The 23,863-nt window shown below is 70.0% G+C and carries 10 protein-coding genes; 9 read left to right on the top strand and 1 reads right to left on the bottom strand.

The genetic code is table 11. From position 1 onward, the window contains the following. Window positions 1-67 precede the first annotated feature (67 nt). The 6 genes from A5789_RS19970 to A5789_RS19945 all read left to right on the top strand — a co-directional run bounded on the left by A5789_RS19970 (window position 68) and on the right by A5789_RS19945 (window position 19,795). Window positions 68-550 (top strand): FxsA family protein, encoded by a 483-nt coding sequence (locus A5789_RS19970; RefSeq protein WP_064901191.1) that lies wholly within the window; start codon window positions 68-70, stop codon window positions 548-550. 50 nt (window positions 551-600) lie between these two features. Further along, window positions 601-2,196, top strand: a complete 1,596-nt coding sequence (locus A5789_RS19965; protein WP_064901189.1) for an amidohydrolase — start codon at window positions 601-603, stop codon at window positions 2,194-2,196. Window positions 2,197-2,303: 107 nt separating this feature from the next. Beyond that, complete coding sequence (gene lnt / locus A5789_RS19960; protein ID WP_082940835.1) at window positions 2,304-3,893, top strand: apolipoprotein N-acyltransferase; 1,590 nt, start codon at window positions 2,304-2,306, stop codon at window positions 3,891-3,893. A gap of 370 nt (window positions 3,894-4,263) precedes the next feature. Next, window positions 4,264-17,907, top strand: a complete 13,644-nt coding sequence (locus A5789_RS19955; RefSeq protein ID WP_082940833.1) for a non-ribosomal peptide synthetase — start codon at window positions 4,264-4,266, stop codon at window positions 17,905-17,907. Next, on the top strand, window positions 17,904-18,893 hold the full coding sequence (locus A5789_RS19950) for an ATP-binding cassette domain-containing protein (RefSeq protein ID WP_063013557.1): 990 nt from the start codon (window positions 17,904-17,906) through the stop codon (window positions 18,891-18,893). The genes A5789_RS19955 and A5789_RS19950 overlap by 4 nt, the downstream gene beginning before the upstream one ends. Window positions 18,894-19,012: 119 nt before the next feature. Beyond that, window positions 19,013-19,795, top strand: coding sequence for an ABC transporter permease (locus tag A5789_RS19945; RefSeq protein WP_063013596.1), 783 nt, complete (start codon window positions 19,013-19,015; stop codon window positions 19,793-19,795). 66 nt (window positions 19,796-19,861) lie between these two features. On the opposite strand, the gene A5789_RS19940 is transcribed toward A5789_RS19945, so the two are convergent. Further along, window positions 19,862-20,197: an RNA polymerase-binding protein RbpA gene (locus tag A5789_RS19940; protein ID WP_030517018.1), complete on the bottom strand. Its 336-nt coding sequence runs from the start codon at window positions 20,195-20,197 to the stop codon at window positions 19,862-19,864. 205 nt (window positions 20,198-20,402) lie between these two features. Between A5789_RS19940 and A5789_RS37935 the strand changes: the two genes are divergently transcribed. The 3 genes from A5789_RS37935 to A5789_RS19925 form a co-directional block, all read left to right on the top strand. Next, the gene (locus A5789_RS37935) at window positions 20,403-20,729 is read left to right on the top strand and encodes a hypothetical protein (protein ID WP_082940832.1); all 327 of its coding nucleotides are present in this window, start codon (window positions 20,403-20,405) and stop codon (window positions 20,727-20,729) included. Window positions 20,730-22,131: 1,402 nt separating this feature from the next. After that, window positions 22,132-23,445, top strand: coding sequence for a hypothetical protein (locus tag A5789_RS19930; RefSeq protein WP_063013561.1), 1,314 nt, complete (start codon window positions 22,132-22,134; stop codon window positions 23,443-23,445). Between the two features lie 4 nt (window positions 23,446-23,449). After that, the coding region (locus A5789_RS19925) for a hypothetical protein (protein WP_369828802.1) at window positions 23,450-23,863 on the top strand (414 nt) is incomplete at its 3' end.

Here is a 23,863-nt window from a genome sequence, read left to right as displayed (position 1 = left end):
TGCCCGAATCGGGAGAAAAACGGGGTCGTCGCGCGTTGGGCAGGGTAGATCGTGGAAAGGATCGCCGATGCCCGCCCTGTTGTTCGCCCTCTATCTCGTCGTCGAGATCGCGGCGCTGGCCGTGGTCGGCCACCTCATCGGTGCCGTGCCGACCATTCTGCTGCTCATCGCCGGGTCCGCGCTCGGGCTGATCCTGGTGCGTTCCCAGGGCCGCCGGGTCTTCCAGCAGTTCCGTCGTGCCCGCCGCGGCGAGATCGCCCCGGGAACCGCCGTCGCCGACGGCGCGCTGGTCGGGGTGGGCGCGTTGCTGATGTTCGTTCCCGGCCTGGTCACCTCGGTATTCGGACTGCTACTGCTTCTTCCCACCCGCGCGCTGCTGCGACCGCTGGTCTCGGCCGCGGCGCTGCGGCGCATCGACCGGCTGACCATGACCACCGGCTATCGCGGCGTGGTGGTGGAACCCTCCGGAGAGGTCGTGGACGGTGTGGTCGTCGAGCAGTACTACGACGACGGTCAGGGTCACGCGCGGCGCATGATCGACCCCCGCTGACCGACCCGCACTGATCGCGGGCCGCCGGCCGTGCGGCACACTGGTCACCCGTGAGTACCCAGTTGCTGGTCGGCGGCCGAATCTACAGTTCCAGTTCCCCCGATGCCACCACGATGGCAATCACCGACGGCACCGTGGTCTGGCTGGGCGCCGAGCGCCCCGGCCGCGCTTTGCACCCCGACGCCGAAATCGTCGATCTGGACGGCGCTTTCGTCGCCCCGGCCTTCGTCGATCCGCACGTGCACGTCACCGCGCTCGGCCTGCAACTGACGGGTTTGGACCTGTCCCAGGCGAATTCGCTGGCACAGTGCCTGGATCTGGTACGCGAGTACGCTGCCACCCATACCGGAACGATCATCGGCGACGGCTGGGACGAAACCCGCTGGCCCGAGGGCCGCCCGCCCACCGTCGACGAGATCGATTCCGCCGCCGGGCCCGGCCGTCCGGCCTATCTGGCCCGCGTGGACGCCCATTCCGCGGTCGCCTCGACCGCGCTGCTCGACACGGTGAGCGGCGTTCGCGCGGCCGCGGGTTACACCGCCGGCGCACCGCTTCGCGCCGACGCGCATCACCTCGTTCGCGAGGCCGCACTCGACGGTCTCGACCGCGCTCAGCGCGACCGGGCTCGGGCCGCCGCACTCGATTACGCGGCCGCGCACGGTGTGGTCGCCGTCCACGAATGTGCGGGCCCCCAGATCGCAGGACGCACCGACGTGCGCGAGTTGCTGGAATTCGAGCACGGTGTGCAGGTGCGCGCGTACTGGGGTGAGGCCGTCACCTCGGCCGAGGAGGCGCGGGCGCTGCTCGGCGAACTCGGTGTACACGGGCTGGCCGGCGACCTGTTCGTCGACGGCTCGTTCGGTTCCCACACCGCCTGGCTGCGCGAACCCTATGCCGACCGCGACACCACCGGTGTCTCCTACCTCGACGCCGCGGCGATCGCCGCCCATGTCCGGGCCTGCACCGAGGCCGGGATTCAAGCCGGATTCCACGCCATCGGCGACGCCGCCATCGATGCGGTGGTCGAGGGCTTCGCCCGGGTCGCCGGCGAACTCGGCGCACCGGCGGTGGCCACCCGCGGCCACCGGCTCGAACATGCCGAACTGCTCGATGCCGGCCAGATCGCGAAACTGGCCGAATTCGGCGTGATCGCCAGCGTGCAACCGGGATTCGATGCCGCGTGGGGTGGCGCCGAGGGGATGTACGCCACCCGGCTGGGCGCCGAACGCGCCGCGGCCACCAACCCGTTCGCGGCGATGGCCGCCGCCGGTATCTCGCTGGCGATCAGCTCCGATGCCCCGGTGACGGCGCTGAACCCGTGGGAGGCCATCCGCGCGGCCGCGAACCACCGCACCCCGGGCCACCACATCTCCCCGCGCGCCGCTTTCGCCGCCGCCACCCGCGGCGCATGGCGGGCCGGCGGTGTGCGCGACGGTGTCGCCGGAACCCTGGTTCCGGGCGCTCCCGCCAACTATGCGGTGTGGGACGCCGCGGAACTCGTCGTCGCCGCGGCATCGGACACGGTCCAGCGCTGGTCCACCGATCCGCGCTCCCGCGTCCCCGGCCTTCCGTCCTTGGAAGAGGGCGCCGAACTCCCGCGCTGCCTGCGGACCGTCCGCGACGGAGTGACGATCTATACAGCCTGAGGAAACAACGCGACGGAGACCGACCGCGCTTTCCGCGAAAGTGTCGCCGCCGCCGCGGAGCCCCGGCCGGCGGGAACCGCGCGCTATCCCAGTAGGCTGGCGCGGTGCTGGGCGTGACGTGGCGGGTATGGGGGAAGATCGGGGCCGCTGTCGTCGCCGGGCTGTTGGTGTTCGCGAGCTTTCCGCCGCGTACCTGCTGGTATCTCGCGCCGATCGGGATCGCGATCCTCACCCTGACGGTGCGGGACGCGGCGAGGTTGCGCGGCGGCTTCGGCTACGGACTGCTGGCGGGGCTCGCGTTCTTCCTGCCGTTGCTGCCGTGGACCGGCATCTACGTCGGCCCGATGCCGTGGCTGGCGCTCTCGACAGCATGCGCGGTGTATGTCGGCTTGTTCGGGCTGCTGTCGCGGCTGGTGTGCCCCCTGCCGGGCTGGCCGGTATGGGTCGCGCTGATGTGGACTCTCACCGAATGGGGACGCTCCAGCTTTCCGTTCGGCGGATTTCCGTGGGGCCGACTCGCTTTCGGGCAGGCCGACGGCTGGTACCTGCCGCTGGCCTGGCTCGGTGGCGCGCCGGTGGTGAGCTTCGCGGTGGCCCTGACCGGAAGCGTTCTGGCGGCGCTTCTGCTTCGGTTGCGCCCGCAGGCATACCAACCGCGTGCGGTCGTAATTATCACTCTCGCAACGGTTGTGGCTATTATCCCGATTACCGGAGTGATCCTCCGGACCGCGCTGCCCGCCCCGGACGACGGAGACCGGTCGATCACGGTCGCCGCTATCCAGGGCAGCGTGCCGCGGCTGGGCCTGGACTTCAACGCCCAGCGCCGGGCCGTGCTGGACAATCACATTCGCCGTACCGAGGAGCTGGCCCGCGCGGTCGCCGCCGGGACCGCCGCCCAGCCGGACGTGGTGATCTGGCCGGAGAATTCCTCCGATATCGACCCGCTGCGCAATTCCGACGCCTACGACGAGATCACCGCCGCCTCCCGCGACATCCACGCCCCGATCCTGGTGGGCGCCGTACTCGTCAACGACGACCGCACCACCACCAATTCGGTGATCGTGTGGGACGCCGACGGGCCGGGGGAGCGCCACGACAAGAAGATCATCCAGCCTTTCGGCGAATACCTGCCCTATCGCGGCTTCTTCCGACACTTCTCCGACTACGCCGACCGCGCCGGCTACTTCGTCCCGGGCCACGGCGACGGGGTCGTGCACGCCCGCCCGGCCGGCGGTGGGCCGACGGTCGCGATCGGCGTGGCGACCTGCTACGAGGTCGCCTTCGACCGGGCGTTCGAGGATTCACTGCGCGCCGGCGCGCAGTTGCTCACCGTGCCGACGAACAACGCCACCTTCGGCGACAGCGATATGACCTATCAGCAGTTGGCCATGTCGCGGGTGCGGGCCGTCGAACACGGCCGGGCGCTCGTGGTCGCCGCGACCACCGGTGTCAGCGCGGTCGTCACCGCCGACGGCGTGGTGCGCCAGCACACCGAGAAATTCGTGCCCGCCGCACTCGAGGCGACGTTGCCGTTGCGCAGCGCAACGACACCCGCGACCGCGATGGGACCCCTTCCGGAGCGGATGTTGTGTATCCTTGCTGCGGCCGTCGCACTGGTCGCGGCTACTCGGTGGCGAACGACGCGTTCGACTCGTCGTGCCGATGAGGACGTCACCGGCGATCCGGCATTCGATTGACGGCCGCCGCAGCTGTTGCGGACAATCACACATCGCGGGTACCCGCGAATCGGCATTTCTCACAACCTCGATTCCGTGGGCCGTCCGATCGCATTCGCCGGCTGGTTGCGTCACCGGAAACGGCGCGCCGTCGCTCCTGCCGTTGACGGGCACGCTGAGCTGCTAGGCCGTTGTTTGCGGTGAAATAGCTGTCCAATTGCTTTATCTGCCTGTGGTGTTCGCGGCCGAAGATCACGACATCGTTACCAGTCCGGCCGCAATAGGGCTCCGAATCATAGGGCGTGGATCACGTCCTCCCGCTGGCGCGCGCTTTTCCGCTCGCGGACGGGGACCGGGGAGTTGCGTATACAGCGGCAGAACGGAGTGATTGATGGGTTCATTGGCCACCGATCGTGTCGACCAATGTGCTTCCGGCGAATTTTCAGCACAACCCTTCGCTCTGTCACCGGCGCAAACCGCCCTGTGGTACGCGCAGCGGATTCGACCCGATGTGCCACTGACCATCGCGCAATACGTGGAAATTCACGGTGATCTCGACGTGGGCCGGCTGCTCTACTCCATCGAGCGGTTCGGCGCGGAATCCCAGGTGGGCCAGCTGCGCGTCGTGGAAATCGACGGCGTGCCGCAGCAGGTGGTGGATTCGGCGCATCGGCCCGGGTGGGCCCGGATAGACCTGCGCCAGGAACCCGATCCGCGCGCGGCGGCGCTGCGGTGGATGAACGAGCACGCCAGCAGCCCGATCGATATCGAACACGAGCCGTTGACCATCAACGTCGTCCTGCGCCTCGGTGACCAGGACTACATCTGGTACTGCCGCGCTCACCACATCGTCATCGACGGCTACGGCGCCATGAACGCGCTCACCCGTACCGCCGAGATCTACACCGCACTGGAGAAACACACCGAGCCGTCGGTCTCGCGGGCCGCTTCGCTGGCCGAGATCTACGCCGGGGAGTCGCAGTACCGGGAGTCGAGCCGCTACCGCGCCGACCGGGAGTACTGGCGGGAGCAGCTCGCAGGGGTGGGCGAGCCGCTGACCCTGTCGTCATCGGGGATCGCCTCGTCCACGCCGGATCCCGGCCGGCGCATCGCCGCGGCGGTGCTCGACGCGGAGACCGAAGCCGAACTCGATACCGCCGCAACCACTTTCGCTACGCAGAACTCCGCGCTGGTGGTCGCGGCGCTGGCCGGGTACGTGCGCGCGGTGACCGGCACCTCCGATGTGGTGCTGAGCCTGCCGATGTCGGCGCGGACCACGGTCGCGCTGCGCCGCTCCGCGGGTGTCGTGTCGAACGTGGTGCCCATCCGGGTGCGATTCGATGCCGGCACCACGGTTTCCGACGTGGTCAAGGCCACCGAACTGCAGATCACCGGCGCCCTCCGGCACCAGCGTTACCGCCACGACGACATCAGACGCGACTGCGGTTATTCACGCGATGCCCGCGGCTTCTTCGGGCCGATGGTCAACATCATGCTGTTCCACAGCGAACTGAACTTCGGCAGCTTCGTCGGCTCGTTGAACGTGCTGTCGACCGGACCGGTCGAGGATCTGTCGATCAACCTCTACAACGGCGAGGGCGGGCGCATCCACGTCGATTTCGAGGCCAACCCGCAGCTCTACGGCACGGCCGAACTGGCGCGCCACCACGAGCGGTTCCTCGGCTACCTGAACCGCTTTGTGACTGCCGATCCGGCCGATCCGGTCGCGGCGGTACCGGTGATCACCGACGCCGAACGCGACGAGGTGCTGCGGCAGTGGAACGCGACCGCGGTACCGGAGCGGCCGGGCACGCTCGCCGACCTGTTCGGCACGCAGGCGCGGGCGACGCCGGATGCGATCGCAGTCGAATTCGACGGCGACACACTGACTTACGAACAGCTACGGCAGCGTGCGGACCGGCTGGCCCGCATGCTGATCGCCCGCGGTGCCGGACCCGACACGGTTGTGGGCCTGGCAATGCGACGCAGCCTCGACCTGGTGGTCGGCATGTACGCGATCGTGCGTGCGGGGGCGGCCTATCTGCCGATCGATCCCGATCATCCGGCCGAGCGCACCGCGCACATCCTCGAACAGGCCGCGCCGCTGTGCGTGCTGACCGCGGCCCGGGACGAGGTGGACTTCCCCGCATCGGTCGCGGTGATCGACGTTCAGGAACTCGGCACCGACGAGTCCGGCGCCGAACCGCCGATCACCGACGCCGACCGGCGCGCACCGCTGCGCCGCGACCACCTGGCCTACGTGATCTTCACCTCCGGCTCGACCGGTAAACCCAAGGGCGTCGGCATCACCCACGCCGCCATCGTGAACCGCCTGGCGTGGATGCAGCACCGGTATCCACTCGACGACAGCGACACCGTCCTGCAGAAGACTCCCGCGACCTTCGATGTGTCGGTGTGGGAGTTCTTCTGGCCGTTGCAGATCGGCGCGCGGCTGGTGATCGCCGCGCCGGACGGCCACCGCGATCCGGCCTATCTCGCGCGGATCATCGCCGAAAAGAACGTGACCACTGCCCATTTCGTGCCGTCGATGCTGTCGGTCTTCGTCACCGACACCGACGTGCGCGGCTGCGGCGGACTGCGCCGGGTGTTCTGCAGCGGCGAGGCGCTGCCGGCCGCGACCGTCCGCGATTTCCATGCCACGGTTCCCGGTGCGCGACGGTCCGGATCGGCGGCATCGGCCGGTGGGGCGCAGCTGCACAACCTGTACGGGCCCACCGAGGCGGCCGTCGACGTCACCTACTGGGCGTGCGCGCCGGAGAACGACGTCATCCCGATCGGCGCGCCGGTGTGGAACACCCAGGTCTACGTCCTCGACGAGACCTTGCGGCCGGTCGCGCCCGGCGTGGTCGGCGAACTGTACCTGGCCGGCGTGCAGCTGGCCCGCGGCTATCTGGGCCGCCCCGGCCTGACCGCGGATCGCTTCGTGGCCAATCCATTCACCCCCGGCACGCGCATGTATCGCACCGGCGACCTGGTGCGCTGGCGGATGGATCCGATCCCGCCCGCCGCCGGTGCCGACCGGTTGCCCGCGGCCCTGGAATATCTGGGACGCAGTGACTTTCAGGTGAAGATCCGCGGGCAGCGGATCGAGCTGGGCGAGGTCGAGGCGGCGCTGCTGGCCGACGAGCGGATCGCCCGCGCGGTCTGCGTCGCCCACACCACCCCGGCCGGTGACGAACTGGTCGGCTACGTGGTGGCCGCACCGGGACACACCGTCGACAGCACCGCGCTGATCGCCGACCTGCGCGGCGTCCTGCCCGGGTACATGGTGCCGACGGTGGTCGTCGTGCTGGACGAATTGCCGTTGAGCGCCAACGGAAAGATCGACCGCAAGGCGCTGCCCGCACCGGAGGCGCCCGCGCGCCGCGGTGGCGACGGCATCGTCGAACCGCGCACGGCCACCGAACGGCAACTGGCCGCCCTCGTCACCGAGGTCCTCGGCGGTGCGAGCCTCGGCGTCGAGGACAGCTTCTTCGACCTCGGCGGCAATTCGCTGTCGGCCGCCCGGGCCGTGGCCCGGATCAACGCCGCCTTCGGTTCCGGACTGACCATCCGGGATCTGTTCGAGTCGCCGACGGTCGCCCAGCTCGCCGAACGGATCGGCGCGCACGGCGTCGACCGGTCCTCCCCGAAACTGGTGGCCGGCCCACGGCCGCAACGCATTCCGCTCTCGCTCGCTCAGCAGCGGCTGTGGATCCTCAACCGCTTCGCCGAACACGCCGGCGCCTACAACATGCCGCTGGCCGTCGAGCTGAGCGGACCGCTCGAGGTCGAGGTGCTGCGCGCCGCGCTGCTCGATGTGCTCGACCGGCACGAGAGCCTGCGCACCACCTTCCCCGATTCGCCGACCGGCCCGGTCCAGGTGATCCACCCGGCCGCCGAGATCCCGCTGAACCTCGAGCCGATCGACACCACCGGTGCCGACGCGCTGGCCCTGGCCACCGAATACGCAGGATACGGCTTCGATCTGCGCAGTCAGGCGCCGATCCGGGTGGCGCTGTATGCGACCGGGCCCGACGAACACATCTTCCTGGTGGTCCTGCACCACATCTGCGGTGACGGCTGGTCGGTGGCGCCGCTGGCCCGCGATCTGATGGGTGCGGTCGCCGCGCGGACCACGGGGCAGGCACCGCAGTGGGCGCCGCTGCCGGTGCAGTACGCCGATTTCGCCCTGTGGCAGCGCGAACTGCTGGGGGACGAGACCGACCCCACCAGCGCGCTGGCGCGGCAGTTGGCCTACTGGCGCACCGCCCTGGCCGACCTCCCCGATCAGCTGGACCTTCCGCTCGATCGCCCGCGCCCGCGTCAGCGCGACACCGCCGGTGGCCGAGTCGAATTCACGATTCCGGCCGAAACCCGCCGCGCGGTGGCCGCGGTGGCTGCCGAGCGCGGCGTCAGCACGTTCATGATCATGCATGCCGCCCTGGCGAGCCTGCTCTCACGCCTGTGCGGCACCGCCGATATCGCCATCGGCACTCCGATCGCGGGCCGCTCCGATCCGGCGCTCGACGACCTGGTCGGCATGTTCGTCAACACCCTGGTGCTGCGCACCGAGGTGGACCCCGCCACCGGATTCGATCGCATGCTCGACCGCGTCCGTGAAACCGACCTCGACGCCTTCGCCAACGCCGATGTGCCGTTCGAGCGGCTGGTCGAGGTCGTCAACCCGTCTCGCGACGCGGGCAGGCATCCGCTGTTCCAGGTGATGCTCTCCTACGAGAACAACCCCGAACTGCGGGTCGACCTGCCCGGTCTCAGCGCGCGGGTGCTGCCGATGGATGTCGGCGTCGCGAAATTCGATCTGCAACTGATCGTCCACGACAGCGATGCCGCCGACGCCGAGGACGGCCCGCTGACCGCCGAATTCGGTTATGCCGCTGACGTTTTCGACCACTCCACGGTCGAGTCGGTGGCGCGGCGTTTCGTCCGGCTGCTCGATGCCGCGGTCGGCGCGCCGGAGACCCCGGTCGGTGATCTGCCGATTCTCGACGCGCGGGAGGTCGGCAAACTGGTGCCGATCGCGGGCGCGCCCGGCGTGCCGCCGCTGAGCCTGGCGCGGCTGCTGCACGAAACCGCGGAACGGGTCCCGGAGCTGGTGGCGGTCCGATACCGGGGCCGGGACACCACCTACCGGGAGCTCGACGAGGCCTCCAACCGGCTGGCCCGGGTGCTGATCGAACACGGTGCCGGCCCCGAGGTGGTGGTCGCGATCGCGCTGCCGCGCAGCCTGGCCTCGATCACCGCGATCTGGGCGGTCGCCAAGACCGGTGCCGCCTATGTGCCGGTCGACCCCGGCTACCCCGCCGAACGCATCGAGCACATGCTCGCCGATTCCGGTGCGATGCTCGGCGTGACCGACGCCCGCAGCCACGCCGCCATGCCGAAGCGGCCGATGCACCGCGGGCGCCACCGCAAACAGGGCGCCGACTGGCTGCTGATGGATTCGGGCGTCCTCACCGACGCCCTCGCGCGGGTCTCGTCCGCGCCGATCACCAACCGGGATCGCCCACTGCCGCTGCGTATTTCGCATCCGGCGTATCTGATCTACACCTCCGGCTCGACCGGCCGGCCCAAGGCGGTCGTGGTCACCCACGGCGGTATCGCCTCGCTGGCGCACGAGCAGATGCACCTGTTCCGGGTCAGCGACACGGCGCGCACGCTGCACTTCTCCTCGCCCTCGTTCGACGCCTCGGTGCTCGAACTGCTGCTGGGCTTCGCCGCGGGCGCCACCATCGTGGTCGCGCCGGCCGGACTCTACGGTGGCGCCGAGCTCGCGCGGCTGCTGCGCGACGAGCGGATCACCCACGCGTTCATCACCCCGGCCGCGCTGGCGACCGTATCCCCGGACGGCCTCGACGATCTCGAGGCCGTCATCGTCGGCGGTGACGCATGCCCCGAGGATCTGGTCCGCACCTGGACCGCCGGGCGGCGCATGCACAACATGTACGGCCCCTCCGAGGCCACCGTCGCCGCCACCGCCAGCGATCCGATGGTCGCGGGCCGTCCCGTGCCCATCGGCAAGCCGGTGCGTGGGATGCGATTGTTCATCCTGGACAACCGGTTGCGTCCGGTTCCGCCCGGCGTCGCGGGGGAGTTGTACATCTCCGGGCCCGGCCTGGCGCGCGGCTATCTGGGCCGCCACGGCCTGACCGCCGCCCGGTTCCCGGCGAATCCGCACGGTCGCCGCGGCGAGCGCATGTATCGCACCGGCGATCTGGTTACGACCGACGGCAACGGTGTGCTGCGCTTCCTGGGCCGCGCCGACGATCAGGTGAAGATCCGCGGCTTCCGCATCGAACTACGCGAAATCGACCATGTGCTGCGCGCGCATCCGGGTGTGCGGTTCGCGATGACCGTCGTGCACACCGGTGAGCACGGTGCCGCCCGGCTGGCCTCCTATCTGGCCGCCGACACCGAGATCGATCCGGCCGAGGTGCTCGAGACCGCGCGCCGCCACCTGCCCGCCTATATGGTTCCCGCGGCGATCACGGTGCTGGACCGGGTGCCGGTGACTCCGGCGGGCAAGGTCGACCGTAAGGCGCTGCCCGCGCCGGTCTTCACCTCCGCCGGACCGTCCCGGGCGCCGGAGTCGGAACTGGAACAGCGGGTCGCGCAGGTCTTCGCCACGGTGCTCGGCCACGCCGTACCGGGCGCCGAGGACAGCTTCTTCGACGCCGGCGGCAACTCGCTGCTGGCCACGCGGCTCACCGCCGCACTGCACACCGAATTCGGCGTCGAACTGCCGGTCCGGGCCGTTTTCGAAACGCCCACCGTGGCCGGTGTCGCGGCGCACCTGGAACACGCGCCGCGCACCAACCGGGTGGCGCTGACGCGGTACGACCCGCGCCCCGGCCGGATTCCGCTGTCGCTGCCGCAGCAGCGGATGTGGTTCCTGAACCGCTACGCGCCCGAATCCAGCGCCTACAATATCGCTTTCGCGTTGCGCATCGACGGCGATCCGGATCTGCCCGCCCTGCGTGCCGCGGTGGCCGATCTGGTCGACCGGCACGAGGTGCTGCGCACGATCTTCCCCGAGGATCAGGCGGGTCCGTACCAGTTGGTCCTCGACTCCGACCGCTGCCTGCCGGTGCTGGAACCCGTCGTGACCGACGATCACGGCGCCCGGGTGGCGCTGCGCGGCCTCGCCCAGCGCGGCTTCGATCTCACCCGGGAGATTCCGTTGCGAATGACGGTGCTGCGCACCGGGATTCGCACATATCAGCTGGGCATCGTGGTCCATCACATCGCCGCGGACGGCTGGTCGCTGGGACCGCTCACCACCGATCTGATGGTCGCCTACACCGCGCGCCGCGGCGGGGCGGCTCCCGCCTGGGCGCCGCTGCCGGTGCAGTACGCCGATTTCAGTCTGTGGCAACGCGAATGCCTCGGCGACGAATCCGATCCGGCCAGCGCCGCGGCCGTGCAGCTGCGGTTCTGGCGCGAAACCCTCGAGGGCCTGCCCGAGGAGCTGCCGCTGCCCTACGACCGGCCGCGCCCGGCCGAGCCGACCAACAGCGCCGGCACCGTGCGGATCCGGATGCCGGAAGAGCTGCGGGAGCGGCTCGAGGAGCTGGCCCGCGCGCAGGGCGTGAGCCTGTTCATGGTGTTGCGCTCGGCGCTGGCGGTGGTGCTGCGCGTCGTCACCGGCGGCCGCGACATCGTCATCGGCACGCCGGTGGCCGGGCGGGGCGACACCCGCCTCGACGACCTGGTCGGCATGTTCGTCAACACCCTGATGCTGCGTTCGGATGTCGACCCCGACCACACCTTCGCCGATCAGCTGCGCGCCGACCGCGACGGTGAACTCTCCGCCATGTCGCACGCGGAACTGCCGTTCGAGCGGATCGTCGAGGAACTCGGCCGCGCCAACGGCGGACGGCGGCCGCTGCTGCAGGTCGCGCTCACCGTGCAGGACACCACGCCGCCGGCCCTGGAATTGCCCGGCCTGCGGTTGCGCGCCGAGGAACTCGACATCGCGGTGGCCAAGTTCGATCTGGAACTGCGGGTGCCCGCCGATACCCGGGACCTCGAAATGGTCTACGCCGCGGAACTTTTCGACGAGGACACGGTGCGCACGCTGGCCGAGCGGCTGCTGCTGGTGCTGGAGTCGGTCAGCGCCGATGCGCGGATTCCGGTGCGCGACATCGACGCCCGCACCGACGTCGAACGCATGGAGTTCACCCCGCGCCGCGGCCCGGCCGCCACCCCGCAGTGCAGCCTGGCGAACTACTTCACCGCCACCGCGCACCTGCATCCGCACCGCACCGCGATCCGCAGCGGCGACGACGAGCTCAGCTACGCCGAGTTGGAGCGCTGTTCGAATCGGCTCGCCCGCGCCCTCATCGCTCGCGGCGTCGGCAGCGGCGACCGGGTGGCCATCGGGCTGACCCGCTCGATCGAATCGGTGGCCGCCGCCTTGGCCGTCACCAAATCGGGTGCCGCGTTCGTCCCCGTCGATCCGAATTATCCGGCCGACCGCGTCCGGCACATGCTCACCGATTCCGGATGTGCGATCGGACTGTCGGTGACCGCCCACCGGGATCGGCTGATCCGTGCCACCGCGGGCAACGGCTCGGGGCCGGCCACCGAGTGGTTGCTGCTCGACGACCCGATGCTGTGCGCCGAACTCGACGCCCAGGACGAGCGCACGATCACCGGCGGCGAACGGCTGCGCACGGCGTGGACGACCGATCTGGCCTACCTGATCTACACCTCCGGTTCGACCGGAAAGCCCAAGGGCGTGGCCGTCACCCACGCCGGACTGTCGAATTTCGCCGACGAGATCCGCGAACGGATGCGCGTCGACCGTGACGCCCGCACCCTGCACTTCGCGAGCCCGAGTTTCGATGCGGCGATGCTGGATCTGCTGCTGACGATCGGCGCGGGCGCCACCATGGTTATCTGCCCGCCCGATATCTACGGCGGCGACGAGCTGGCCGCCCTGATGGATCGCGAACGCATCAGCCACACCTTCATGACCACCTCCGCGCTGGCCACCATCGACCACCGGCGCTGGCCGCTGCCACATCTGCGCTCGATCATGGTCGGCGGCGAGGCGCTCGGCACGGATCTGATCGAGCGGTGGGCGCCGGGCCGGATGCTGTTCAACGGGTACGGGCCGACCGAGACGACCATCGTGGTCACGATCGCGGGTCCGCTCGCGATCGGTGACCAGGTGACCATCGGCTCGCTGGTGCGCGGGGTGCACGCGGTCGTGCTCGACGAGCGGCTGCGGCCCGTCCCGGTCGGCGTCCCGGGCGAGTTGTATCTCGGTGGCCAATCGGTCGCGCGCGGCTACTTCGAGCGCCCCGACCTCAGCGCGGCGCGATTCGTCGCCGACCCGTACGGACCCGACGGCGCGCGCATGTACCGCACCGGCGATGTGGTGCGGTGGCGCGCCGACGGCGAGATCGTCTACCTCGGCCGCAGCGATCACCAGGTGAAACTGCGTGGTTTCCGCATCGAACTCGGCGAGATCACCGAGGTGCTGGCCGCGCACCCGGCGCTGCGCTTCGCCCACACCGAGGTGCGCACGATCGCCGGCACACCGCGGATCGTGTCCTATGTGCTGCCCGCCGAGCCCGGCGCCGAACTCGATGTGGAGGCGTTGCGAGACCATGTGGCCGCGCATCTGCCGGCGCATATGGTGCCCAGCAGCGTCACCGTGCTGGAGCGGATTCCGCTGACCCCGGTCGGCAAACTCGACAGGGACGCGCTGCCGGAACCGCAGCAGATCACCACCACGGCGCGGGAACCGCGCACCGATACCGAACGTCTGGTCGCGCACGTGATGGCCGAGCTGATCGGCACCGAATCCGTCGGCGCCGACGACAACTTCTTCGAGATCGGCGGAAACTCGCTGCTGGCAACGCAATTGGTGGCCCGGCTCAGCGATGCCACCGGGGTGCGGGTGCAGGTGCGTTCGGTCTTCGGCGCCCCGACCGTCGCCGAACTCGCCGCCCTGCTCGACGGCGGCGCCCGCGACGGCGGCCACGGCCCCGCTCTGACGCGGCGCGAGCGCCCCGCCCGGGTGCCGCTCTCGGCGGCGCAGCGGAGGCTGTGGTTCCTCAACCGGTTCAACGCCTCCTCGGCCGAGGATCTGTCCGGCGTCTACAACGTGCCCGTCGCTTTGCGCATGCACGGCGCGTTGGATGTGGCGGCGTTGCACGCGGCCCTGCATGCGGTGCAGCGGCGTCACGAAACGCTGCGCACGGTCTTCCCGGAGGTCGACGGCGAGCCCTACCAGCGGGTGCTCGCACCCGGCGAGGCCGCCGTGGCGCTACCGGTGGTCGACGTCGACGAGGGCGAAATCACCGGCGCCGTACGGACTTTCGCGGCGGCCGGATTCGATCTCGCCTCCACCGCACCGCTGCGCGCGCAGCTGCTGCGGATCGTCGCCGCCGATCACGTACTGGTGCTGGTGGTCCACCACATCGCGATGGACGGCTGGTCGCTGGAGCCGCTGGCCGCCGATATCGCCGGTGCGTACCGGTCGTATGCGTCCGGGTCGGCGCCGGAATGGGCCGAGTTGCCCGTCCAGTACGCCGATTACACGCTGTGGCTGCAGGACACCCTGGGCGCCGAGGACGATCCGGAATCGCCGATCAGCCGCCAGCTCGACTACTGGCGCGAGGCACTGAGCGGCATTCCCGAACTGCTGCCGCTGCCCACCGACCGGCGTCGCCCGGCGACGCCGAGCTATCGCGGGGGCACGGTGGACTGCGTCCTCGATGCCGTCACCCATCGCGAACTGCAGGCCGTCGCCGCCCGCCACGGCGTCACCATGTTCATGGTCCTGCACGCCGCGCTGGCCTCGCTCCTGCACCGGATCAGCGCCGAGCACGACATCACCGTCGGCACCCCGATCGCCGGCCGCGGGCAGCAGGCCCTCGACGCGATGGTCGGCATGTTCGTCGGCACGCTGGTGCTGCGCACGCCGGTCAGCGGCGCACAGACCTTCGCGGATCTGCTGCGGGCGGTCCGCGACACCGACCTCGAGGCGTTCGCGCATGCGGATGTGCCGTTCGAGCGGCTGGTCGAGGTGCTCAATCCGGCGCGCTCACAGGCGCATCACCCGATGTTCCAGGTGATGCTGTCGGTGCGCAATCAGCCGGTGCGCAGCCTGGAGCTGCCCGAGCTGACGATCGAGGCGTGCGACGCCGATCCGGGGATCGCGAAATTCGATCTGCAATTCACCCTCACCGAATCGTGGACCGAGCAGCGGGAACCGGCCGGGATCACCGTCTCGGTGAATTTCGCCCGCGACCTGTTCGACGACACCAGCGCTGCTCGCCTCGGCGCCCGCTTCGCCCGGCTGCTGCAGGCGGCGGCCGCGAACCCGGAACTGCCGGTGGGCGATCTGGAGCTGCTCGACCCCACCGAATGGTCGACGCTGGCGCCCGTGCGAGGTGCGCTCGCCGGCCGTCCGGGGACGCTGCCCGAGGTCTTCGCTGCCGCGGTCGCCGCCGATCCGCGGGCGATCGCCCTGCGCACCGAAGACGCCGAGATCAGCTACGGTGCGCTGGACCGGTGGACCAACCGCCTGGCCCGGGTGCTGATCTCCCTCGGGGTCGGACCGGAAATGCTTGTCGCCGTGGGTATTCCGCGGTCGATGGAGTCGGTGGCGACGACCCTGGCGGTGGCCAAGGCCGGTGCGGCGTTCGTGCCGGTGGACCCGAACTATCCCGAACACCGCATCGCCCACATGCTCACCGATTCCGGTGCCACCCTGGGCATTACGCTCGCCGCGCACCGCGAGCGGATGCCCGCGGGCGCCGAATGGATGGACCTGGACGGACCGGACCTGCAGGAGCACGTGCTGCGCGCCTCCGAGGCGCCGATCGCCCCGGCGGAGCGGCGGGGCCGGTTGCGGATCGAGAACCCGGCCTACGTCATCTACACCTCCGGTTCGACCGGCACCCCCAAGGGAGTGGTGGTCACCCACGGCGGTCTATCGAACTTCGCCGCCGAAACCGCCGAGCGGTTCGACGTGCGGCCCGACAGCCGGGTGCTGCACTTCGCCACCCCGAGCTTCGACGCTGCGATGCTCGATCTGCTGTTCGCCCTGGGCGGGGCGGCGACACTGGTCATCGCCCCGACGGGGATCTACGGCGGTGCGGAGCTCGCCCGGCTGCTGGCCGAGGAGGACATCACCCACGCGTTCATCACCACCGCCGCGCTCGGCACGGTGGACCCGGCCGGACTCGACTCGTTCCGGCACGTGCTCGTCGGTGGCGAGGCGCTGCCGCCGGAGCTGGTGACGCGGTGGGCGCCCGGCCGGAACCTGCACAACGTGTACGGCCCGACCGAGACGACCATCGTGACGCTGATGGCCCCGCCGATCGCGCCGGGTGCGCCGATCACCATCGGCGAACCGATTCGCGGTGTGCACGCGGCGGTCCTGGACCCGCGGCTGCATCCGACCCCGGCCGGCGTCGTCGGCGAGCTGTACCTGTCGGGTCCGGCGCTGGCGCGCGGGTACCACAACCGCACCGGGCTCAGCGCCGGGCGGTTCGTGGCCAACCCGTTCGGCAAGCCCGGCGAACGCATGTACCGCACCGGCGATCTGGTGCGCTGGGTGCAGCGCGGTGGCCGCTTCGAACTCGAGTACGTGGGCCGCACCGACCACCAGGTCAAGATTCGCGGCTTCCGCATCGAACTCGGCGAGATCGACGCCGCACTGCACCGCCACGCCCAGGTCGAGTGGTCCACCACGATCGGTCACCGGACCGCCGCGGGCGCCACCGCGCTGGTGTCGTATGTGAAGCCGCGCACCGGCACCGATCCGACACCGGCGCAGTTGCGCGCCCATGTGGCCGGCCTGGTGCCGAGTTATATGGTGCCGCAATCGATCATGCTGCTGGAGTCGGTGCCGCTGAACCCGGTGGGCAAGCTGGATCGCAAGGCGCTGCCCGAACCGGTCTTCGCCACCGAGCACGGCTACCGCGCGCCGTCGGGACCGATGGAAACGGCGGTCTGCGACGCGTTCGCCGAGGTGCTGGGAGTCGACAAGGTCGGCGCCGACGACGGGTTCTTCGATCTGGGCGGCAACTCGCTGCTGGCGACGAAGGTGGTGGCGCACCTGCGTTCCGCGGGGGTCGAGATGCCGGTGCAGCTGATGTTCGCCGAATCCACCCCGGCCGGCATCGCCCGGCAGCTGGCGGCTTCCGGCGAGGATGTGCTGGCGGTCGCGATGCAGCCGTTGCTGCCGATCCGCCCCGCCGCCGAGGCCACGTTGCCGCCGCTGTTCTGCGTGCATCCGGCGATCGGCCTGTCGTGGTGCTACGCGGGCCTGCTGGCGCATCTGCCCGGCGACCGCCCGGTCTACGGGTTGCAGGCGCCGCACATCACCGGCGAGCAGGAGCACGACTCGATCCGGGCGGCCGCGAAAGACTATGTCGCGCATATGCGTTCGGTGCAGCCGGAGGGCCCGTACCATCTGCTCGGCTGGTCGCTGGGTGGTTTGATCGCCCATGAGATCGCGGTGCAGCTGCAGGAGGCGGGCCAGCAGGTGGCGCTGCTGGCGATGATGGACAGCTACCAGCTCGGCGACCGCTGGCTCGACCGGGCGATGCCGGGCGTGGCCGACATCATCGGCGAATTCGGCAGCGATCTGCTCGGCGGCGACAACGGCGTGGATCCGGGCCTGACCCTGGAGGAGGCGGCCGAGTTGCTGCGCGGCCGGCCCGGCCCGTTCGCGGCGCTGACGATGGACCACCTGCAGCGGCTCTACACCGGATACGCCAACGGCACGGTGCAGGCCAACGGATTCCGGCCGCGCGTCTTCGACGGTGATCTGCTGTTCTTCACCGCCGCCGACGACGAGGTCAACCTCGCCGATCCGGAGCGCTGCGCCGCGGCCTGGGAACCGTTCGTGACGGGCGTGATCGAGGACCGCAAACTGCGCTGCCGGCATTCCGGCATGACGACACCGGAAGCGCTGGCCGTCATCGGTCCGGTGCTGCGGCAACAACTCGAGGCCGCCGCCGGCGGCGACACGGAGGAGACGCTGTGAGTTTGGCAGTGGAAGTCACCGATCTGGTCAAGACCTACGGTAAGGCGCGGGTACTCGACGGCATCGACCTGGAGATCCCGTCGGGGACCGTGATGGGTCTGCTGGGACCCAACGGCGCCGGTAAGACGACGACGGTCCGAATAGTCACCACCCTGTTGAAACCGACCTCCGGCAATGTCCGGGTCGCCGGGGTCGACGTGGTGCATCATCCGGCGCGGGTGCGCACCCGGATCGGGCTTTCGGGGCAGTACGCCGCGGTCGACGAGAATCTGTCCGGATTCGAGAACCTGCGGATGGTGGCCCGGCTGTACGGCATGGACCACAAGAAGTCCGCCGAGCGCGCGACCGAACTGCTCTCGGCGCTGGGGTTGGAACATGCGGCCGGGCGGCGCGCGGGCACCTACTCCGGCGGTATGGCCCGCCGCCTGGACCTCGCGGGGGCGCTGGTGGCCCGGCCCACGGTGGTGGTGCTCGACGAGCCGACCACCGGCCTGGACCCGCGCGGCCGCCTCGACATGTGGAAGGTGATCGGCGATCTGGTCGACGACGGCACCACCGTGCTGCTGACCACCCAGTATCTGGAGGAGGCCGATCAGCTGGCCGACCGGATCACGGTGATCGACAAGGGCCGCGTGATCGCGCGCGGCTCCGCCGACGAACTGAAGACCTCGATCGGCGGCGACCGGCTCACCGTGACTCTGGCCGAGGGGCAGGATCCGGGCCCGGCCAAATCCGTGCTGAGCGAGGTCGGCCTCGGCGAGCCGATCCACGAGCCGGGAGCCGATCACGTCTCGATCGTGGTCGGCGACGGCACCCGGACCATGGTCGAAGCCCTGCGCCGGCTCGACGACGCGGGGGTGTGTGTGGTGGATGCGGAGGTGACCCGGCCGAGCCTCGACGATGTGTTCCTGTCGCTGACCGGCACGCCCGCAGAGCCGATCGAGGAATCCGAAACCGAAGACGTAGCAGAGGAGATCATGTCGTGAGTACCGTCGAAGCGGCGGTCGCCGAATCGGAGACGGCGGCAGAACCCACGCAGACCGACGCGGCGGTGACGCGGCCCGACACCGACAGCGACGTCCATACCATCGCGGCGCCGGTCCGGGTGTTCCGCGACAGCGCGATCATCGCCTACCGCAACCTGCTGACCATCCTGCGGGTGCCGACCCTGCTGGTGACCGCGACGGTCCAGCCGTTGATGTTCGTCTTCCTGTTCGCCTACATCTTCGGGGCCTCGCTGGGCGGCGGCCAGTATCGCGAATTCCTGCTGGCCGGCATCTTCACCCAGACGGTCGCGTTCAACGCGGCGTTCACGACGGTGGGCCTGGCCAACGACCTGCAGAAGGGCATCATCGACCGGATGCGCACGCTCCCGATGTCGCGGATGGCGGTGCTGATGGGGCGCACCCTGTCCGACACGGTGGTCAACGTGGTGGCGCTGGCCGTCATGGTGGCCTGCGGCTATCTGGTCGGATGGCGGATCAACGGGTCGGTGGCCGATGCGGCGCTGGGGTTCGCGATCATTCTGCTGTTCGCGTTCGCGATGTCGTGGGTGGGCGCGCTGACCGGGCTGATCGCGCCGAATGTCGAGGTCGCGCAGAGCGCGGGACTGATCTGGCTGTTCCCGGTCACGTTCATCTCCTCGGCCTTCATCTCCGCTGAAACACTGCCCGGCCCGCTGCGCTCGATCGCGGAGTGGAATCCGATCACCGCGGTCTCGGCGTCCGGGCGGAAACTGTTCGCCAACAGCTCACCGCCGACCTTCGCCGCCCCGCACGGCTGGCCGGTCGACCACTGCGTGGAATACGCGGTGGCGTGTTCGGTGGCGATTCTGGCCGTCGCGGTGCCGCTGGCGTTGCTGCAGTACCGCAAGGTGGCCAGTCACTGACGGTCCCGATAAGCGAAAGTCCCCTCGCACCGACCGGTGCGAGGGGACTTTCGCTGTGTACTCGATCTACCGGCCGCGCCGGGTCTTGAGCAGTTCGAGGCGCTCCTGCAGCAGTTCCTCGAGTTCCTCCTTCGAGCGGCGTTCCAGCAGCATGTCCCAGTGGGTGCGCGGGGGCTTGACCTTCTTGGGCTCCTGGGTGGTGCCCTCGATCAGGATGCCCTCCTGGCCGTTACGGCACAGCCAGGTCGGCGGGATTTCGGCGTCGTCGGCGAACGGGACGTCGAACTCCTCGCCGTTGTCGGTCCGGTACCGCGCCACTCGACGTGGTGCCAGGTCGTGGTCGCGGTCCGTCTCGTAGCTCACCGCTCCGAGCCGGCTACCTCGGAGTACGCGATCTGCCATGGTGTGCGGTCCTCTCTGGCCTGTCGGCAACGTTCTACTTGACTATCAACGCGCCGGCGGCCCGATCGGTTCCCGCGACGGTCAACCGGGGTATTTTACGGTCTCGGCCGGGCCCGGCCGAGACCGGCCCGGGCGGTAGCGGCGATTCGCCGGTTGCGGCGTGGCCCGGGCGCGAGTGCCGGGCGGACGGCTAAGGTGTCGGGTCATGTCGCGCCGTGTGCTGTCGTCGTGTCTGTGGTGCGGTCGGGAAATCGCCGATTCCGAAATCGGCCGTCGCCGCCGATACTGCCGGCAATCCTGCCGCCAGCGCGCCTACGAACATCGCAAGGGTTTGGAGGGCACCGGCATTCCGGAGGATTCGGTGGTGCTGAGCGCTCAGGAGGCCGCCGATCTCGCCGACCGCTGGTTCGCCGCCCGCTGCGCGGCCGAGGATGTCGCGACCGCCGTCGCCGAGGGCGCCGATCCGTCGGAGCTGGCCGCTTTGACCGCCAATCTCGTCGAACTCGGCGCGGCCGCCGAGCGGCTGCGCTGAGCGTGCCGCACGACGGCCGCGCCCGCGCCCAGTGTCACCACGCTCAGTGCGAGGAATGCGAGCACGGCGGCGCGGTCGGGGTGGATCAACGGCTGCGCTCGCAGCGCCTGCCACAACAGCAGCGCCACCAGCCCGGCGTAGCCGAGGGCCAGGACACCGATCAACCGGGCGCGCGCCCGTTCGTCCAGCCAGGGCCGCCGCCGCGCGAGCCAGGCCGTGACCGCGACCGCCGCGAGCAGGAATTGGATGCCGTGCAGCCCCGCGAAATGCGGGATCCGCAGATCGCCGCCGATCGTGCTCCAGTGCGTGATCGGCATACCGCCCACGCCGTCGCGCACGGGCAGGGCGGTATCGGTCACCGTATGGCCGGCGGCCAGCCGCACCGGACGGCCGTGGGCGTCACGCACCGTCTGCTCGCCGGTGAAGCCCATCAGATATCCGAGCGCCATCCCGGCGACGGCGATGGCGAGCCCGGCGTGCACGGCCCGGCTCGTGGGACGGTCCAGGACGCGTTGCCGGCACAGGATCACCGCGACGACGAGGTTCGCGACGAACAGACCCGGTACGCCGGAGGCGAACACCATCTGGCCGATCGAATTGACCGCATCGGTTTCGGTGTCGAAGTGGCTGAAGGTGCCGCGCGCCGCCTGCACCACGATGAAACCCACGTCCACGACGCCGGTGAGGGCGAAAACGGTTCCCGCCCACCAGGTCACGCGGGCACCGCGGTGCGGCACCGACAGCAGCCACGCGAGGGTCAGCGTGTACAGGCAGAACGCGATGCCGAACTTGCCGGGTTTGAGCCATACCGACTCACCGAGGATGCGCCGGTCGTCGAACGGCGCGGCGCACAGACAGCACAGCGCGAGTGCCGCCATCGCCGCCGCGGTCCACAGCAACGGCCGGTGCCATCGACGGGCGGGGGAGCTGATCGTGGTCATGACGCGAAGTGTGCGGGCGCTGCTACCCGTCGCGCGTCCCCCGGCCGTACTGTTCGGCTCTCATACTCCGGTACCGGTTCGCCGTCGGCGGAAGGCGAGCTCTGTCACGGGATTTGCGCCGCGCGGGCCGGTAGCGCAGGGTACCGGCGCGTCGTGGGTTGCAATTCGGATTCGGGCCGGAAGCGTTCCGGCAACGGGTCGACTGCCCCCAGATAACGGGCCCCTGCAGGAGGGTGAACACCCGCAGCGCCGTCCCGCGAAACCTGCGCGCGGCCTTGGTCTTTCGTGACGCTGTCCCGCACACCGCCGGCGGCGGGGCTCGAGATGGAACCGAAATATGTTCGCTACCAGGCAATTCGGGCGCCGAACGGCGGCGCTGCTTGTCGGACCATCCGAGTAACTTGGCGGTTATCAGCCCCAACGAAAATCTACGGGGCTTCGTATCAAGGGGGCGGAGGGCCATGTCGAACATCGACGAGCGAATCCGGATGGCAGTGGAATGGCTGCGCGGCAGTCAGTTACCGCATCTCGACGGGGGTGCGGGCTGGGGCTGGATCCCCGATGTGCCGCCCAATCCGCAGAACACCGCCGAGGTGGTCTGCATCCTGCATCGAGCCGGGTGCGAAATCCCGCGCGCCGCAAAGGTCGCCATGCTGGTGCGGGCAACGGTCGTGCAACGGCCGATCGGCGACGAATGGTACTTCCGCACGCCGATCGATGTCGCGTGGCGGATCCGGGCCCTGCGCTGCCTCGACATCGAGGAGTCCGACCCCGGCCTGGCCGGTGCCGTGCGAAATCTGCTGGACCAGCAGGATTCCGAAACCGGTGGCTGGCGGATGTCGGGTTTCCTTGGCCCGGTGTCGATTACCGCGACCTCTGCCGCGGTCGAGGCGCTGATCGGCGGCGGGGCCTTCGACGGTGAACGCCATCAGGCCATCTCGCGCGGCATCGCCTATCTGGTGTCCTCGATGTATCAAGAACCCCGGACGTTGCCGATGTACGCGGCGGCGCATATCGCGGCCGTGCTCGCCCGGCCGGAGATCGTCCGGATCGGTGACAAGCGCGCCGAGCGCGCGTGCGAGCTGGCGGTCAAGCGCCTGCTGACCGGACTGCGCCGCGGTGAGTGCGATATCGAGACCGAGATCTTCCGCCGTGACGATCTCGTCGACACCTGGCGTCACCTCACCTTGCACCTGGCGGTCGGGGCCGTGATCGCCGCCGACAGCCGCACCATCTTCGACCCGGCCGTGCGGGCGGCGATCGTCGCGCTGCTGGATATGCAGGAGATGGACGCACTGGCCATCTACCGGGGCGGATTCCGCATCTCCGACGAGGGCCCGGTCACCTCCTATGCCACCACGCAGGCGCTGGAGGCGCTGTTGCAGGTGCGTCCGGCGATCAACGAGCGGGTGAATCCGGCCAAGGTGTACGACGAGATCTGCCGGGTCGACGGCGCCCATCGCACCGACCCGCAGGCGATCGCCACGCTGGGGCGTCATCGCATGTTGATGAATTCGACTGCCGGACAGGCGTTGCTGGTGCTGGCGGCCTCGGCCGGTGCGACGGTATTCGCGCTGGCGGTGGGTTTCGACACCGTATTCGGCACGGTCGGCAGCCGCGCGCTGGTGGTCTGGGGAACGGCACTCGTCGCGGTGGGTACGTATTGCGGTCTGGCGACGCGCTTTCCGCGACTACCCAAGCGGCACGTGGCGAGCGCGGTCTTCGCCGCGTTCACCGCGCTGGTCATGCCGGTGGTCACCTATCTGCTCGCCTGAGCCGATGAACGGGCCGCTGGTCCTCATGGTCGCGGTGACCTGTCTGTGGGGTACCTCCAGTGCCCTGCTGGCAACGCTGGCCGCTCCCACCACCGCGGGTCTGGTGGCCCTCGGTGGAGCGGTGCCGCTGCTGATCTGGGCGCGGCTGCGCGGACAGCACCCGTGGGCGACGCTGACCGCTCATCCGGCGCTGTACTTCCGGCTGGGCGGGCTCGAGGCCGCCAATCTGGCGCTGTACGTGGCGGCGCTGCGGATGGGGCCGTTGCCGGTGGTGGTCGCCCTGCACCTGACCGCGCCGGTCCTCATCATCGCCGCCGCACTGGTCCGCGGCCGGCGGGCGCCCACGCTGACCAGCATCGCCACACAGGCCGCACTGCCCAGCGCCAGGGCGCATCCGGTCAGGGCCGCGATCTGCGCG

The sequence above is a fragment of the Nocardia sp. 852002-51101_SCH5132738 genome, from assembly GCF_001665695.1.
GTDB lineage: Bacteria > Actinomycetota > Actinomycetes > Mycobacteriales > Mycobacteriaceae > Nocardia > Nocardia nova.
This window is presented reverse-complemented; position numbering and strand designations above follow the sequence as displayed.